We start from the raw sequence: 16,177 nt of genomic DNA on the forward strand, positions 1-16,177 counted from the left end.
CAGGTAAGTTCCGCGCCAATTCCGCCTGCCGGGCAAGTATGCTGACGCGACGTCCCGACCCCGAGCACCCGCGAAGACTTGATGAGCCCTCGACCCACCGGCGGTGGCTACCGCCCGGCGCTGGATGGCATGCGTGCCGTGTCTGTGCTGACGATCATGCTGTTCCACGTCCCTTACGAGTGGGTGACAGGCGGCTACTGGTCGGTCAATGTCTTCTTCATCGTCTCGGGTTACCTCATTACCGGGTTGCTGCTGAAGGAGCTCGACAAGTGGGGCTCGATCGATCTGGTCGGCTTCTACATGCGGCGGGCGCGACGCCTGCTTCCGGCGTTGCTGATCATGCTCGTCGTCGTGTCGGTAGTCTGGCCGCGCATTCTGGGCGACGAAACGCCGGGCACGATCAAGGGTGACGGCCTGGCGGCGCTGTTCTACGTCGCGAACTGGCGAATGGTGCTGACCGGCCAGTCGTATTTCGAACAGTTCGGGACCGTTGCCCAGTCACCGTTCAAACACGCCTGGACACTTGGCATCGAGGAGCAGTACTACCTGCTCTTCCCGATCCTGATGATCGTGCTCTTCCGGTGGTTCGGTCGGCGCAACAGGGGTAAAACGCTGGGCGTCATCGTCGCGCTCGCCGGTGCGTCCGCGATCACCATGGCCAAGGTTTACGTGCCCGGCGGCGACCCGTCTCGGGTCTACTACGGCACCGACACCCGGATGCAGGACATCCTCGTGGGCGCAGCGCTCGCAATCGTAATGTCGATGATCGACCCGCGCCGGCTGTCGGCCTGGGCACGGCGCAACAGACGAGCTGTCGTCGGCGTCGGCTGGATCGTGGCCGGGCTGACCTTCTACTGGTTCTTCTTCATCCCGGCCAGCGGGTGGGTGTTCTACGGCGGCTACTTGGTCTTCGACACGATGTTCGCGCTGCTCGTCGCCAGCGTCGAACTCGTCCGGTCCAGTTCGATAGCGGCGGTCTTCTCCTGGCATCCTCTCGCGTGGATCGGGATGCTGTCCTACGGGCTCTACCTGTGGCACTACCCGTTGTTCGTCCTGCTGACCCCGGACCGGACGCACCTGTCCGGCATACCGCTGCAGATCGTGCGTTTCGCACTCACTTTCGCCATCGCGAGTGCGTCCTACTACTTCGTGGAGGACCCGATCCGTAAGGGTGCGCTACGGCGGCTGGGGAAACGGATCGCAGCAGCCGTTCCGATTGTTGCAGTGATAGCCACCGCGACGACCATCCTCGTGTCGGTGAACGGTATGCGTCTGGCGCCGACCGCCCGAGCCGGACAGGGGATCTCGCTGTCCGGAGGATCGGGCTCCTACCGGGTGCTGATCGTCGGGGACTCCGTGGGGTTCGCACTCGGCTACTACTTTCCGCGGTCCACCTTCCCGGACGTGAATGCGACCGCAGCAGTCGACTTCGGTTGTGGCACGGCCGAGCAGAGCCTGGTGGTGCAGGGCAAGCGGCAGCCCGTGCAGAGCGACTGCTCCGACATCTTCCAGCACTGGGCGGAGGGTGTCTCCGGCACGCACCCGAAGGTGGTCGTGTGGACGCTTGGCCCGTGGGAGGTCTACGACCACTACATCGACGGCAAGACGCTGAAGGTTGGCAGCGCCGCGTACGCCAGGTACCTCCAGTCCCGATTGCAAGAGGGTCTGACGGCGATGAACAAGGCCGGCAGACATGGGCCGCTGGTCATCCCGACGGTGCCGTGTCTTGGTCAACCGAAGTACATGGTCAACGGCGTCGACATGGCACCCGAGCGCAATGATCCGAAGCGAGCGGCTGCGGTCAATGGAATTCTCGTGGCATTCGCGGCCAAGCACCCGAGGACCATCCATCTCGTTGACCCCGGTGAACTTGTCTGCCCGTCGGGCACATTCACCAAGAAGGTGAACGGTGTGCAACTGCGTCAGGACGGCGTGCACTACACGAAGGCGGGTGCTGCTGCCTTCTGGAAGTGGTTGATGCCTCAGATCGCGCGGTGGGTGCCGGGCACGCCGAAGGCGAGGTCATGAGAGGCGGCTCTCTGGTGACTCGGCGGCTGGCGGCGCTCGACGGGATCCGCGGCGTCCTGGTGATATTCCTGTTGTGTTTCCATTTCGGGTTCACTCAGCTCCAGGGTGCCTGGCTGACCCTCAACGTGTTCTTCGTGCTGTCCGGATTCCTCATAGTGCGCCTGCTCGTGCAGGAGCGGGCCAGGACCGGGCGGATCAGCTTCGTCGCGTTCTACGCCCGGCGCGCTCGCCGGCTCTTTCCAGCCCTCGCGCTGCTGCTCGCCACAGTGGTGATCTACGGCTTCCTATTCGCGTCGGACCAGGTCCGGGGCCCGTTGCGGTGGGACGTGCTGGCCACCATGGGTTACTTCATGAACTGGCGGCTGATCGCGCAGAGCAACCAGTACTTCGTGCAGTTCTCCGAGCCGTCGGTGCTGCAGCACGCCTGGTCGCTGTCGGTCGAGGAACAGTTCTACCTGGTGATCCCGGCCCTGATCCTGCTGCTGATGGCAGTGTTGCGGACGCGGCGTGCGCTGATTGCCACCCTGGCCGGATTGGCGCTGGTGTCGGCGGGGTGGATGGCCGTCGTCGGCGTCGGCAGCGACGTCGCCCGGTCGCACCTTTACTACGGCACCGACACCAGAGCACAATCCCTGCTGATGGGTGCCGCGCTCGGGGTGCTGGCCGCCCGGTTCGGCGCCGTAGAACGGCCGAGCCCGTTGCCGGTCAAGCACGTTCAGGCGGTGGGCTGGGCAGCGTTCGCGCTCACCGTGGCCAGCTTCGTCCTGGCGGTGCCGCAGACCCCGCTGATGGCGGACGGTGGGATGTTCGTGCTGTCCCTCGTCGCGGTGGCGTGGGTCTGGGCTGTCTCGGACGAGCGGGCCGGGCCGCTGCAACGGGTGCTGGCGGTTCCGCCACTTGCCGCGCTTGGGCGGATCTCCTACGGCGTGTACCTGTGGCACTGGCCGATCGGGCTGTGGCTGGGCCAGTTGATGCCGGACGAGCCCACCTGGGTACGCGTGGTGGTCGGGTTCGTCCTCACCATCGGCGTCGCCACGATCTCCTACCAGCGTGTCGAGCGGCCCATCCACGACCTCGGCTGGCGCGCCGTGGTCGGCACCCCCCTCCGGGCGCGCACGATCGCCGCGGGCACCGCAGCTGCTCTGTTCTTCGGGGCGATCGGCGTCGGCGTCGGTGCCCCGGCCGCGACCGGGGTCGGCGCGCCCGGCACCACCGGCAAGGTGGTCCGGCTCGTCCCCGGGCAGCCTCCGTTCCACCGGCCGGCCAAGCCGTACACCATTGCGTTGTATGGCGATTCGGTGCCCTATTTGCTGGTGCAGAACTTTCCGAAGGGGGACTTCCCCGGCGTGAGAGCAGCCTCGGTCGCTGTTCCTGGGTGCGATCTCCTCGACCAGCCGTGGATCGACCCGCGGAACGGCGCTGAGCCCAACATCGGGTCGTGCAAGAAGTTCAAGCAGGACATTCCGGGACACATCGCCGCTGCGCATGCCAACCTCTTGATCATCATTCCAGGTGCCTTGCTGGGATTCCGACACGAATTCGACGGCAAGGCTCTTTGGTGGGGAGATCCGAAGTACGAGAAGGCGATTCGCAGCAAGCTCGACACGATCACCCGGGCTGCCAAGGCAGTCGGAACGGACGTCGCCATAGTCACGCAGACCTGCCGCAGCGACAAGGCGACCGGCCTCGGCCAACTGGTCGACGCGGTCCGCCAGAACGACCCGATCGTGCTGAAGGAACTGGAATCCGCATCGCACGAGAACACCTTCCTGCGCCGATGGGCGAACGACGAACGGGTGCCAATTGCCGACCTCCACAAGGCCGTGTGCCCGACGGGTGTTCCCCGATCGATCCCCGGCACACCGATCTTCGGTGACGGTGTGCACTTCTCTCCGCAGTTCACCCCGAGCGTGTGGGCCTTCCTCATCGCAGAGTTGGGCAAAGGCCGGTGACCCGGCCTGCATCCGTCGGCAGAGTCAGTAGGCGTCGATACGACGCGATCGACGGCTACCGCGGACTGTTCGTTGTCCTGGTCATGCTGTACCACGTCGGAGTGACCGCGCTCGTCGGCGGTTGGGTGGGCATCAACCACTTCTTCGTTTTCTCTGGGTTCCTCATCACCCGACTCCTCGTCAAGGAGTTCGGTCGCGATGGCCGGATCAGTCTGATCAATTTCTACCGTCGCCGGGTACGCCGGATCGTGCCCGCAATGATCGTGCTCGTCGGCGCTGTCCTCGTGCACACCGCGCTCTTCGCCGACCCGGCCTATCGCAAGCAATTCGGGGGTGACGCGGTCGCGACGCTGGGCTTCTACCTCAACTGGCGGCTGATCGGGCGGGACGACGCGTACTTCACGATGTTCGGTCACCCGAGCCCATTGCGGCATGCGTGGACGCTGTCCGTCGAGGAGCAGTTCTACCTGGTGGCTCCACTTCTTCTGCTGGTGGTCTGCTGGTTGCTGCGCTCGCGGCCGGCGCGCGCCACGTGCGCGTTCGGCTTGGCGGTGTTGTCGGCGCTCTGGTCGGCACACCTGCACTATCGGGGGATTGTCGACCAGGCGCGGTTCTACTACGCGACCGACATACGGGCGCAGGCGCTTCTGGTCGGCGTCGCGGCGGGACTGCTGCTCGCTGTCGACCACCGCGGCAGAGAGCCCATCGCCCTCTCGCGGGGCACCACCCATCTGCTGGCCTGGATCGGTTTCGGCACATCCTTGGCGGCGCTGTTCGTGCTGAGTCCGACGAGCGCCTGCGTCTACAACGGCGGAGGTATGCTCCTGTTCGCCGTGGCTGCGGCACTGATGGGTTTCGCGGCGATCGACCAACGCGACCTGCTGATCAACCGGCTGTTTTCCTGGGGACCGCTGGTCTACCTGGGCCGAATCTCCTATGGACTCTACCTCTACCACTGGCCCATTCATCTCTGGCTGCCGATGCCGGGTCTACCACGCTGGGTGGCCGGCACCCTCCAGCTGTTGTTGGCACTCGCCGTGGCGACAGTGTCGTTCCGGTACCTCGAACTCCCGATCATGCAGTACGGGCTTCGCGGAGTGTGGCGTCGACGGCGCACACGACGCGCCGTCCCGGCCACCGCACTGATCGCCTCGCTGCTCGGCGGGATCATGATGTGGCAGGGGAGTGCCGGGGCCTCGGCATCGACTCCCGACCTCGTCTCCGGTCAGTCGGCATACCGACCAACCGCGACCGTGCACCGGGTCGGCGTGCTCGGCGACTCGGTCGGCTCGTCCCTGATGGCCGGCTGGAACCAGGGCGCGTACCGGGACCTGAGGCTGACCGACCAGACGCTCATCGGGTGCGATCTGATCGACGCCCCGACCTGGCACGACGGCTCTGTCGGCGCACCGGAGAAGCAGTGCGCGTCCTGGCGTCGCGACTGGCCGTCGCAAATGCGTGACGCGCACGACAGTTCGATGATCGTGCTCGCCGGCGCTCAGTTCCTCACCGACCACATGGTGGCCGGTCGGGTGGTCAGGGCAGGAACCCCGGCGATGCGTGAGCTGATTGACGAGACCCTGGACGGGATCAGGGGCCGTGCACGTACGGCACGGGTCTCCACGATCACGCTGGTGAATCTGCCGTGCCGCCAAATCGATCCAGCGCAGCTCGACCCTTCGCTGCGATTCTTCGCCGCGCAGGGCAGCAACGACAAGACGATCGATTGGACGAACAGCGTCCTGGTGCAGTGGGCTGCGGCGCATCCCGGCGTCCGGATCGCGGATCTGCACACCCGCCTGTGTGGACACGGCTTCACACCAACGCTCAATGGCGTCACCCTCTACCACGACACGTTGCACTTCACCCCACAGGCCGCCGGGATGATCTGGACCTGGTTGGCACCCATCGCCCGCTCGGAAGCGTCGCGGGGCACGGCACCCTAAGGTGTGCCTGTGACATGGCGGCTCCAGGGCGATCGGTGGCGAGTCGTCCTCGTCGTAGTCCTGGCGCTGCCGCTGCTCGCCTGGGCACTGAGCTGGGTGCTGCACGGATGGATTCCGCAGGGCGACGAGGCCTGGATCGCGCTGAAGACCCAGGACGTATTCAGCGCACATCCGCCGCTGCAGGGGATGCGATCGACCAGTGACCTGCAGTGGACGGGCGTCTGGGCACACCACCCCGGCCCGATCGAGTTCTACCTGCTTGCCGTGCCGTATGCCGTCACCGGCTTCCACCCGGTGGGTCTGATCCTCGGATGCTTTCTGCTCGCGGTGGCACTCATCTGGCTCGCCGTCGAGCACGGGTGGGCGGCCGGCCGCAGCAACGGTGTTGTTGTCGTTGTGCTGGCGGTGGTGGGATCGGAGATCATGCTCGGGCCGTCCCTGGTGTTGCCGTGGAACCCCTGGCCCGCGGTGCTCGGTACGGTGACGTTGCTGGTGCTGGCCTGGCAACTGCTGCTCGATAAACTGTCCGCCCTGCCGTGGTTCGTCGCTGTCGCGAGTCTCGTCCTGCAGGCCAATCTGGCGCTGCTGCCCGTAGTGCTGCCGCTGCTGATCGTCCTGGCAGTGGTCGGGCTGCTGCGCTGGCACGAGCGACGATCGGCCATCTGGCCGCTGCCGGGCTGGGGTGCCGTCGACCGGCCGCGAGTGTGGCGCCGGCCAGGTGCGCGCGCAGTGGCGGTCGGTGTCGCCTGCTGGCTCCCCGCGGTCGTGGAACTCTTCGAGGTGACACCGAACAACGCTTCGCAACTGTGGGCGCTCACCACCAGGGAACTGGCTGGGCCGCTGCACCTGGTCGCTGCCGCCCTCCTTGTCGTGGCCTGTTGCTGGGCAGCGCGTCGGATCGCCCCGCAGTCTCTGACCGCGCGATCGGCCGCACGCTCGGTGAGTGGCTGCCTCGCGACGGGTGTGTTGGCGGCGCTCGCAGCCGGCGGGACACGACGACTCGGCTATCTCTTCATGGCGTTCGGTGCGGTGCTGTTCGCGGCTGCGGCCCGGCGGGACCGGTGGCCGATGCGGCAGCGCCTGAGCGCAGTACCACCAGCCGGTTGGGCAGCAGTCGGGCTCACCATCGCCCTGTGCATCGGACCGGGCGCGCCGATGGCACTCAGCTTCACACGGGGCGAACTTCGCTCGACAACCAGAGCGCAGCCGGTGCCCGGGGCCGTCCGACAGGAACTGCGCGCGGACGGGGTTCGGTCCGGTGCGGTTGTGATCCGCGGCGTCGGCGCGCAAGGCTGGGCCAGCTATGCCCCGGCCGTCGTGGCATTCCTCGCCGCGCACGGGTACACCCCCTATTTCGACGTGGCCTGGGGGCATCCGGAGGACGACGAGTATCGCCGTATCCGCAACGCGCCGGCAGACGCCGTCCAGGTCACGGTCGGTGACGACGGCGTCCCGGTGGTGAAACTGCCCGCGGCCGGCTGACAATGGCAATCCGGGAGTCGGCATTCCCGCGTCCGGATGGTCGCTGGAGTGAGATCCTTCGCGGGTGAACGGGTTGACTGCCGACGAGCAACGCGTGCTGGATCTGGTGGATGACGAGGCGATCCTGGCCGACCTCGCGGCACTGGTCGCCATCCCGTCGGCCGGCGGATCATCGGGTGAGGTGGCGGCGCAGCGGTGGTGTGCGCAGCGTCTCCGCGTGCTCGGGTTCGACGTCGACGAATGGGACATCGATGTGCCCGCGTTGACCGCTGCCGTGGGATTCCCGGGGGCGGAGGTGGAGCGGGCGGCGGCACTGGGCGTCGTCGGCGTGCTGCCGGCGTCGGACGGCAGCAACGACGCCGACCGTCCCGCTCTCGCGTTCGGCGGTCACACCGACGTCGTCCCACCGGGCAACATCGACGCCTGGACCAGCGACCCGTTCGTGCTGCGGATCCAGGACGGCGTCGGCTACGGGCGCGGCGTGTGCGACATGAAGGCCGGGGTGGCCGCGATGATCGGCGCGGTCGACGCACTGCGCCGGGCCGGTGTCCACCGCAGCCGGTCGATCGCCGTCCACTGCGTCAGCGGTGAGGAGGACGGCGGGCTGGGCGCGTTCGCCACCCTGCAGCGGGGCCATCGCGCGGACGCCTGCGTCATCACCGAGCCGACCGCGGCCGCCGTCATACCGACCAACGCCGGCTCGTTGACCTTCCGGATCGAGGTGCCCGGGCTGGCGACCCACGGCTCGCAACGATGGCAAGGTGTCAGCGCGATCGACAAACTGGACGTGCTGCAGACCGCACTGCGGCGCCTCGAAGCGGAGCGAAACGCAGGCGTACCAGCGGAATTCGCGCATCTACAGCTTCCCTGGCCGCTGTCCATCGGCATCGTGCACGCCGGTGATTGGGCCAGCACCGTCCCCGACCTGCTGATCGCCGAGGGCCGGTACGGTGTGCGCCCAGGGGAGCGGGTCGAGGACGCGCAACGGGCGTTCGAGCAGGCCGTGTGTGCCGAGTCGCAACGAGATCCGTGGCTGCGCGAGCACCCGGTGCGAATCAGCTGGCCGGGTGGCCGGTTCGCGGCGGGCAGCCTGCCACAGGGCCATCCGCTGCTGCAGGAGGTCCGCGACGCGGTGTCGACCGTCCGTGGCAGCGTCCCGGACGTGGTCGGGGCGCCATACGGTTCCGACCTGCGGCTGTATGCCGGGGCCGGTGTGCCGACCCTGCAGTACGGTCCGGGACGCGTGGAGCAGGCTCATGCGGTGGATGAATCGGTCGAACTGGCGGACGTACTGGCCTGCGCCCGGGTGTGCGCGCTGCTGGCCGTGCGCGCAAGCAGCACGGAAGTGACCGGTGAGTAACCCCAGGAGGGCGCGGCGCTAGTCTCTGCCCCCATGCAGACTTCTCGCGTGTTCGACGCCGTCGCCGCGGCGTTCCCGGGCGACCCGCAGTCGACCGACCCGATAGATCCGCTGTGGCAGCGGCTGGCCGAAGAAGTCGAAGGCTTCACCGGGACCAATGAGCTCGCGGTGCTCAACGCCGCAGCCGCGGCGCTCCCGGACGACGAGGCCTACCTGGAGGTCGGCACCTTCAAGGGCCGGTCGCTCGTGGCCGCGGTCCAGGGCAACGAGCGCACGAGGTTCTACGCGATCGAGAACTTCCTGGAGTTCGGTATGACGGGCCAGGACGCCCGCGCCGAGCTCCAGGACAACCTGGAACGGCTCGCTGGCGACGCCGATGTGCACCTGCTCGAAGGAGACGCGTTCACCCTCATGGCGCAGCCCGGCGTGATCGACCGGCCGATCGGCGTCTACTTCTACGACGGGGACCACACGCTGCTCGCACACTATTTGGCGCTCGCTGTCGTGGAACCGTTGCTTGCCGACGAAGCCTTGGTACTGGTCGACGATGCGAGTTGGAAGGTCGTGCAGCGCGCTCACCGACTCTTCCTGCGCCGCCATCCGGGCTGGAAGGTCGTGCGTACCTGGGACGTGACGGGGGCTGACGACCTGCGGTGGGCGAACGGCATGCACGCGCTCGTATTTCGTCGCAGCGATGCCAGGGGGCGGTCCCTGAGCCGCACTGACGAAGGATTGCGCCGCTATCAAACGGTGCTGCAGGACAAGATCAACAAGGCCGCGTGGAAGTTCGGAACGCGGCTCCCGGCTCCAGTCAAGCAGGGACTGGTGCGCCTCACCGTCTCACGTGCGAGGAGTGTCGGCGGCGACGATCACTGAGTCCTCCGCCAGCGTCGCCGCCTGGTGGCGCACCAGCACCCGGCACAGGCCGGCGCCCACGATCACGAGCGCGCCCACCATGCAGACTCCGACCAGTTGCGTTGCGGAGCGGTGCCAGTGGGCGGAGATCGCGATGACCTCGACAGCGATGACGGCCCAGGTCAACCGACCCAGCCAGCCGGTGTTGCTGCCCATTTCCGAGAACAACCACACCTGGGCCAGCGCCCACGCAATACCGAGGATCACGCACAGCAGCGCCAGCCGGCTGAACGGTGCGTAATCGGCGCCGCCTGCAAGGGTGATCCAGGTGCGCGGTGAGATGGCGACGATGCCGAAGCCGACGGCGCCGATCGCGGCGACGACTCCACTCGCCTGGAGGAGGGTTCGGGTCGGCCGGCGCCCCTGCATCCGCGGCACGATGATCAGCGCGACGAACTGCGTGCCCCAGCAGATGGCGCGCGCGAAGGTCGACGCCAGTGCATAGCCACCCGACTCGTGCGCGGTGAGGAAGTGCCGTGCCAACAGCATGTCGACGTTGGTGAGTGCGATGTATGCCGCGAGGGTGCTGTTCGACCGGACCAGCTCGCGGGCCATGCGTGCGGACCGCGGCAGCACGCGCAGGTCCGTGCGGCACAGCCACGCTCCGATACCGGCGGTCACAGCACCGGCGAGCAGCATCAGGGCGAACACACCGGTCACGTCCGCACCGATCAGCGCGCTGACGGCCGCCGCGACGACCCGGGTCGTCGCGTTGACCAGATAGAGCACGGAGAGTGCGTGCAACCTGCCGCGGCCCAGCAAAATGCCCTGGAAACAGCCGGTGAGCATCATTGGCACGAGCATCCCGCCGAGCAGGATGGCGGTGACGAACGAGGGCAGGTGGAACACCCTGGCCAGAGCGGGCGAGATCACCGCCGTGAACGATGCACCTGCGAGACCGGTGAAGATCGCCGGCCGCAGGGCGCTGGTCGGCTCTTCCGAGTCCGTCCCTGACAACCGGCGTGCGACGACCACCTGGAAGACACCGGCCGGTATGGCGAGCAGCACGCCGTACGTGGACAGCGCCGTGTAGCCGCCGAACTCGCCGGGGCCGAGCGGCCGCGACAGCAGCATCACCACGACATAGCCGAGCGCGTTCGCCATACCCATGGAGACGCCGAGCAGGGCACCGAGGGCGGTGCCCGACGAGGGCGAGCGCAGAGCGCTACGGACTGTCACGACCACAGAGGTTACTCGCGAGTTATATTTGGGTGCCCGTAACCACGAAGGACGCCGCGCCGACGGCGACGAAAGCCGAACTCGACCGCTGGGAGCCGACTGACGTGCGCCGACTGATGACCGGCTATCGGCTGGCCGTTGCCGGACTGACGCTGCTGCTCGCACTGATCGTGGGGCTCAACGGGCTGGGGCACTTCTACACCGACATCAAACCCGAGGTCTACCTGGCGCCCGGGCGGATGATCGGGCAGTACCTGTCGGCGTGGACCAGCACGCCGTACCTCGGCTCACCCAACTTCAACGTCGGGCTGGTGCCGGTGCTCCTGGTGACCGGGGCGTTGCGCGGCCTCGGCCTGTCGCCCGAGTGGACCTTCAAGGTGCTGCACTTCGCGCTGTGGCTGGCGACCGCGTGGGGCACCGCACGGCTGACCCGCCGGCTGGTCCCGCGCGCAGGACGGTACGCGGGTCTGGCCGCGGGTGTGCTGGTGCTGGCCAACCCCTACACCATCCAGGCCGGCAGCACGCTCGCCATCGCGTTGCCGATGGCGCTGCTGCCCTGGTCGCTGCTGGCGTTCATCAACGCGCTGTGGACCCCGGGCCGACGATGGTTCTCGCCCCGCGGCTGGCTCTGGCCGGCCGTGTTCGGGCTGGAGTTCTTCGCGATGAGCGGGATGAACGTCGCGATCGTGCCGATCTTCCAGCTGCTCGCCCTGCTGCCGGTGGTCTGGGTCGCCGTGCAGGTCTGGCGGCTGCGGTGGCCGGTCGTGCTCGCCGCACTCGGCAGATGCGCGGTGTTCGTGGTCGGCGTGTCGATCTACTGGCTGGTCCCGGGTTTCGGTGCGGTGGCGACCGGCAGCCAGATCGTCGACGAGTCCGAGTCCCTCACCGGCATCGCCAAGGTGTCCTCCTTCCCGGAGGTGCTGCGCGGGATGGGTCTCTGGTCGCTGTACGGCCAGGACAACCACGGTGCCTGGGTGCCGCAGGACGCGGTCTACCTGACCAGCACGGTCGTCATGGTGCTGACCATCCTGTGGCCGGCGCTGGCGTTGCTCGCCCTGCGCTGGCTGCACGGAGCCGCCCGGGTGATCGTCGTGGGAACGGTTGCCATCGCCGCCGTGCTGATGGTCGGGATCTTCCCCGCTGCGGGACATCCGGCATCACCGTTCGGCATCGTCTACCGCGGTTTCGTGGAACTGCCCGGTATGGCGGCGTTCCGCACCACCAACAAGGTCGGCGCACTGCTGGCGCTCGGGTTCGCGCTCGCCCTCGGCGTCGCCGCGGCCCGGCTCGGACCGCGGATCATGCGCCGGGACGGCCTGGCACCGATCGCAGCGGTCTCGGTCGCGGTGCTGCTGATGTCCTGGACGCTGCCCGCGCTGACCAACCGGCTCTACACCTCGCCGATGGACATCCCCGGTTACTGGAAGCAGGCCGCGAGCGCGGTCGACAAGGGCAACCCGGACGCCGCAGTGCTCTTCCTGCCCGGGCAGACGCGCGCGGCATACCGCTGGACCGTCGACCGGCCGGACGACGTGGCCAACTCGCTGTTCGACCGGCAGGTGATCCTCCCCGAGACCAGCCCCAACGCGTCCGCCCCGGGTGGCAACTTCCTGGCGTCGCTCGACTCGACGCTGGAGAACGGCGTCGTCCCGGACGGGATGGTCTCCACCTACGCCCGGTACCTGGGCGCCGACACCGTGCTGATGCGGCACGACACCGACTGGCAGGACGCGGGCGGGGTGCAGCCCGGCGCGGTCTCGTCGATCGCCGCCGCCGACAAGGGCCTGTTCGGCGTCGCCAACTACGGCCTGCCCGGCGAGTATGTCGCCACCGGCGGCAGCGACGCCGCCGAGAACCAGCTGCCGCCGCTGCAGCAGTACGCGGTGAAGGACCCGAACTCCACCGTCCGGGTCGAATCGACGAAGAACTCCCTGGTCGTCGCCGGCGACGGCTTCTCCGTCCCGGCCATGGTGAGCGCCGGTCTGCTCGCCGGCACACCGAGCTTCCGCTACGCCCAGGACCTGACCAGCAGCGGGCTGGCCGGCAGCCTCGGCCGCGAGCACGCCCTCGTGCTGACCGATACCAACGCCCGGCGGGACGCGATCACCAACCGGCTCTCGAACAACCAGGGCCCGCTGCTGGCCGCGAACCAACCGCTCGGCCTGACCCGCACGCTGGGCACCGATCCCGACGACCAGACGGTGCTGGAGCGCAGCGGCGCGAGGGTCACGGCGACCTCCGAGGGCGGCGCCTTTTTCGACCAGCCGTACGCCGTGCCCGAGAACGCCGTCGACGGCGACCCCACCACCTCCTGGCTGTTCGGCGACTTCGACCGGGCACCGGGCAACAGGCTCACCATCACCGAGCCGAAGGCGCAGCGGCTCGGCACCATCCGGATCGCGCAGGCGCAGGTCGGGAAGGTGAAGATCGACAAGGTCACCGTGCGGGCCGGCGGCAGGTCCGTGACACGCACCCTGCCGTCCACCGGCTACGCGGACTTCCCGATGGGTGACGTGTCCGCCCAGCAGGTCACGGTCACCATCGACTCCACCCGCGGCACGGGCTACAACCTGGTCGGCATCACCGACATCCAGGGCGTCGGCCCGGTCGCGGTCCGCACCGCGCGCACCCCGCTCACCTTCGACACCCTCTACCAGGGGCTCAGCAGCAGCGAGCGGGCGAGGTTCGACAGCACGCCGCTGGACGTGCTGCTGACCCGCGAGCAGGGCACCGCCGACGTGTATGACGACTCCGAGACGCAGCTGCGCCGGATCGTCAGCCTGCCCGACTCCCGGACCTTCGACGGGACGGCTGCGGTCCGGGTGGAGGGTTCGTTCGAGCCGGTGTACGACCGGGCCGCCGGCCTGTCGACGAAGATCCGGGCGACCTCGTCGGACTTCTACTTCCGGTTGGCCTCGACCCGTGCGTCACTCGCCGCGGACGGCAAGTCGTCCACGGCCTGGCAGCCCGGCGGCAAGCTGGCGGGTGCCTGGTGGCAGTTGACCGGCCCGCAGCGGGCCATCCGGACCGTCAAGGTCGCCCAGCAACCTGCCGACGGCGACACCTCGAACCCGCGGAACTCCTACGCGAAGCGCGTCACCATCACCGTCGACGGCCACGAGGTCGCCTCGGCCGTTCTGAAGCAGTCCGGCACGACCCGGATCGTCATACCCAAGCGGCACGGAAAGCCGTTGCGGGGCAAGACGATCCGGATGACGATCGACTCGATCACCGGCAGCGAGAACGGCGTGCCGCCGCGGTTCACCTCCATCGACACCGGCCTGCGGGTCAAGCAGTTGAAGCTCGGACCCGTCGACACGGCGGGCGCGGACGACCCGCGGTGCACGACGGTCGCCACCGTCGACGGCGACCCGCTGCGGATGCGACCCGTGGCGCAGCAGTTGAGCAGCACCTCCGACCAGGGCAGCACGTGGGCCCTGTGCGGCTCGTTGCACCTCGGCAAGGGGACGCACCGGATCGAGCCGGCCCCCGGGTTCGTCCTGGACAACCTGCACCTGACCGACGTGCAGCACGACGCCGCGGCGTCGCCCGCGGTCGCACCGGTCACCCAGGTCACCCGCGATGCGAGCACGCACAAGACGTTGCGGGTCACCACGAACGGGCCGACCGCCGTGGTCCTCGGGCAGAGCCTGGCCGGCGGCTGGCACGCGACCGCGAACGGCACCGACCTCGGTGCACCGCAGCTGATCGACGGTTACTCGACCGGATGGCTGCTGCCGAAGGCCGGGAAGTACACGATCCAGATCAGCTACGCCCCGCAGCGCCGCGCCGACGTGGCACTCGCGGTGAGCCTCGCCGTGCTGCTGCTCGCGGTCGCGCTGGTGGTGCTGGCGGTGTTCCGCAAGCTGCGCCCGGCGAAGAACGGCCCGGAGGACCCGGACGGCGAGGAGGACCTCGACGACGAGGACCTGGACGTCTTCTACCGCCGGCTCGCCGAACTCGGGCCGGTGGACGGCGCGGTGGAGCGCGCGATGAGCATGGCGGGGCATCGGGACAGCGGCGCCGCCGACGAGGTGGACACCGATCGTGCGGCGGGTCGCGGCCTGGGCCTGTCCGACACCTGGGACCGGCGTCCGCGGACCGAACGCGCCCGCGGGCCGCGACGGCTGACCTCGCCCAGCGCGGCGAGGGCGCTGCCACGTCCTGTCCTGGAGGTCGGGCTGGTCCTGGTGGCGGCGTTCTTCGTCGGCTGGGCCGGGCTGGTCGCGGGCGCCGTCGTCGTGGCGGTGCTGCGCCGGCGGCGCTCGGTCCCCGCCAGATGGCTGCAGGTCGCCGGAGCGGCCCTGCTGCTGCTCTCGATGGGTGTCTACCTGCTCGTGCTCGGCGACGCCCGCGGCACCCTGAGCGCGGACGGCGTCGCACAGAGCATGTGGCCGCACTGGCTGGCCGGCGCGGGACTGGTGATCGGTCTCGTGGGCGCACTGCGGGACACCGGATCGACGGACGAGGACGTGGCCGATGAGTGAACAACCCCTGGTGTCGGTCGTCGTGCCGACGCGCAACAACGCGCGCACCATCCGCCCCTGCCTGCAGTCGGTGCGCGACCAGACCTATCCCGCCATCGAGCTCATCGTCGTCGACAACAGCAGCAACGACGGAACCATCGATGTGGCAACGGAATTGGCCGACAGTGCAGTGACGGGCGGGCCCGAGCGGTCCGCGCAACGCAACCTCGGCATCGAGCGGGCACGTGGTGAGTGGGTGCTGTGGCTGGACAGCGACATGATCCTGCCGCCGACCAGCGTCGAGCAGGCGGTCGCGACCGCGCTGTCCACCGGGGCGACCGGCGTCGCGCTGCCCGAGCGCACGATCGGCGACGGTTTCTGGACGGCCTGCCGGGCGTTGGAACGGGAGTGCTACCTGAACCAGCCGTGGCTGCACAACCCGCGGCTGGTCCGGCGCGACTACCTGGTCACCGAGGGCGGGTTCCACCTGGGGATGTCCGGGCCGGAGGACGCCGACCTGCGGCTGCGGATGCGCGCCGAGGGGCACGGCATCGAGCTCGCACCGATCATCGTCGACCACGACGAGGGACGGCTGACCGTCAAGGACGTCATGCTCAAGCGCTACTACTACGGCCGCAGCATCCCGGCCTTCGCCGGGCAGCACGACGGTGCCGTCGGCGCCCAGGGCAAGGCCGTGCTGAAGTCGTATGCCGTCAACTGGCGTCTGCTCGCACGCGATCCGCTGCACGCCGCCGGCATGGTCGCGCTGCGCAGCCTGGAGGTCGTCGGCTACACCGCAGGAGCCCGCCGCGGCCGGCGCGACCGGGCGCGGGGCGTGTCGTGAGCAGG

The 16,177-nt window shown here is 68.6% G+C and carries 9 protein-coding genes; 8 read left to right on the forward strand and 1 reads right to left on the reverse strand.

Annotation, left to right across the window (positions count from 1 at the left end):
* Nucleotides 1-81: 81 nt before the first annotated feature.
* The 6 genes from FHU39_RS06750 to FHU39_RS06775 all read left to right on the forward strand — a co-directional run bounded on the left by FHU39_RS06750 (nt 82) and on the right by FHU39_RS06775 (nt 9,644).
* Nucleotides 82-2,028 (forward strand): acyltransferase family protein, encoded by a 1,947-nt coding sequence (locus FHU39_RS06750; RefSeq protein ID WP_183319637.1) that lies wholly within the window; start codon nt 82-84, stop codon nt 2,026-2,028.
* A complete protein-coding gene (locus tag FHU39_RS06755) occupies nt 2,025-3,980 on the forward strand; it encodes an acyltransferase family protein (protein WP_183319638.1) in 1,956 nt (651 codons plus the stop codon). The genes FHU39_RS06750 and FHU39_RS06755 overlap by 4 nt, the downstream gene beginning before the upstream one ends.
* Nucleotides 3,977-5,926, forward strand: coding sequence for an acyltransferase family protein (locus FHU39_RS24930; RefSeq protein ID WP_343065761.1), 1,950 nt, complete (start codon nt 3,977-3,979; stop codon nt 5,924-5,926). Before FHU39_RS06755 ends, FHU39_RS24930 begins: the two co-directional genes overlap by 4 nt.
* A gap of 9 nt (nt 5,927-5,935) precedes the next feature.
* Complete coding sequence (locus FHU39_RS06765) at nt 5,936-7,408, forward strand: hypothetical protein (RefSeq protein WP_183319640.1); 1,473 nt, start codon at nt 5,936-5,938, stop codon at nt 7,406-7,408.
* A 64-nt stretch (nt 7,409-7,472) separates the two neighbouring features.
* Nucleotides 7,473-8,768, forward strand: a complete 1,296-nt coding sequence (locus FHU39_RS06770) for an ArgE/DapE family deacylase (RefSeq protein WP_343065762.1) — start codon at nt 7,473-7,475, stop codon at nt 8,766-8,768.
* Nucleotides 8,769-8,801: 33 nt separating this feature from the next.
* Nucleotides 8,802-9,644 (forward strand): class I SAM-dependent methyltransferase, encoded by an 843-nt coding sequence (locus tag FHU39_RS06775; protein ID WP_183319641.1) that lies wholly within the window; start codon nt 8,802-8,804, stop codon nt 9,642-9,644.
* On the opposite strand, the gene FHU39_RS06780 is transcribed toward FHU39_RS06775, so the two are convergent.
* The gene (locus FHU39_RS06780) at nt 9,609-10,862 is read right to left on the reverse strand and encodes an oligosaccharide flippase family protein (protein ID WP_183319642.1); all 1,254 of its coding nucleotides are present in this window, start codon (nt 10,860-10,862) and stop codon (nt 9,609-9,611) included. The genes FHU39_RS06775 and FHU39_RS06780 overlap by 36 nt on opposite strands.
* A 32-nt stretch (nt 10,863-10,894) precedes the next feature.
* Between FHU39_RS06780 and FHU39_RS06785 the strand changes: the two genes are divergently transcribed.
* Together FHU39_RS06785 and FHU39_RS06790 are read left to right on the forward strand one after the other, a co-directional pair.
* Nucleotides 10,895-15,349: an alpha-(1->3)-arabinofuranosyltransferase domain-containing protein gene (locus FHU39_RS06785; RefSeq protein WP_183319643.1), complete on the forward strand. Its 4,455-nt coding sequence runs from the start codon at nt 10,895-10,897 to the stop codon at nt 15,347-15,349.
* A complete protein-coding gene (locus FHU39_RS06790) occupies nt 15,342-16,172 on the forward strand; it encodes a glycosyltransferase family 2 protein (RefSeq protein WP_183319644.1) in 831 nt (276 codons plus the stop codon). The genes FHU39_RS06785 and FHU39_RS06790 overlap by 8 nt, the downstream gene beginning before the upstream one ends.
* Nucleotides 16,173-16,177: the final 5 nt, after the last annotated feature.

Source organism: Flexivirga oryzae, assembly GCF_014190805.1.
In the GTDB taxonomy this organism is placed as follows: Bacteria; Actinomycetota; Actinomycetes; order Actinomycetales; family Dermatophilaceae; genus Flexivirga; species Flexivirga oryzae.

Excerpts from the sequence above, each read along its gene's own strand:
- FHU39_RS06755 (WP_183319638.1), top strand. The coding sequence starts at position 2,025 with ATGAGAGGCGGCTCTCTGGTGACTCGGCGGCTGGCGGCGCTCGACGGG.
- FHU39_RS06775 (WP_183319641.1), top strand. The coding sequence starts at position 8,802 with ATGCAGACTTCTCGCGTGTTCGACGCCGTCGCCGCGGCGTTCCCGGGC.
- FHU39_RS06750 (WP_183319637.1), top strand. The coding sequence starts at position 82 with ATGAGCCCTCGACCCACCGGCGGTGGCTACCGCCCGGCGCTGGATGGC.
- FHU39_RS06790 (WP_183319644.1), top strand. The coding sequence starts at position 15,342 with ATGAGTGAACAACCCCTGGTGTCGGTCGTCGTGCCGACGCGCAACAAC.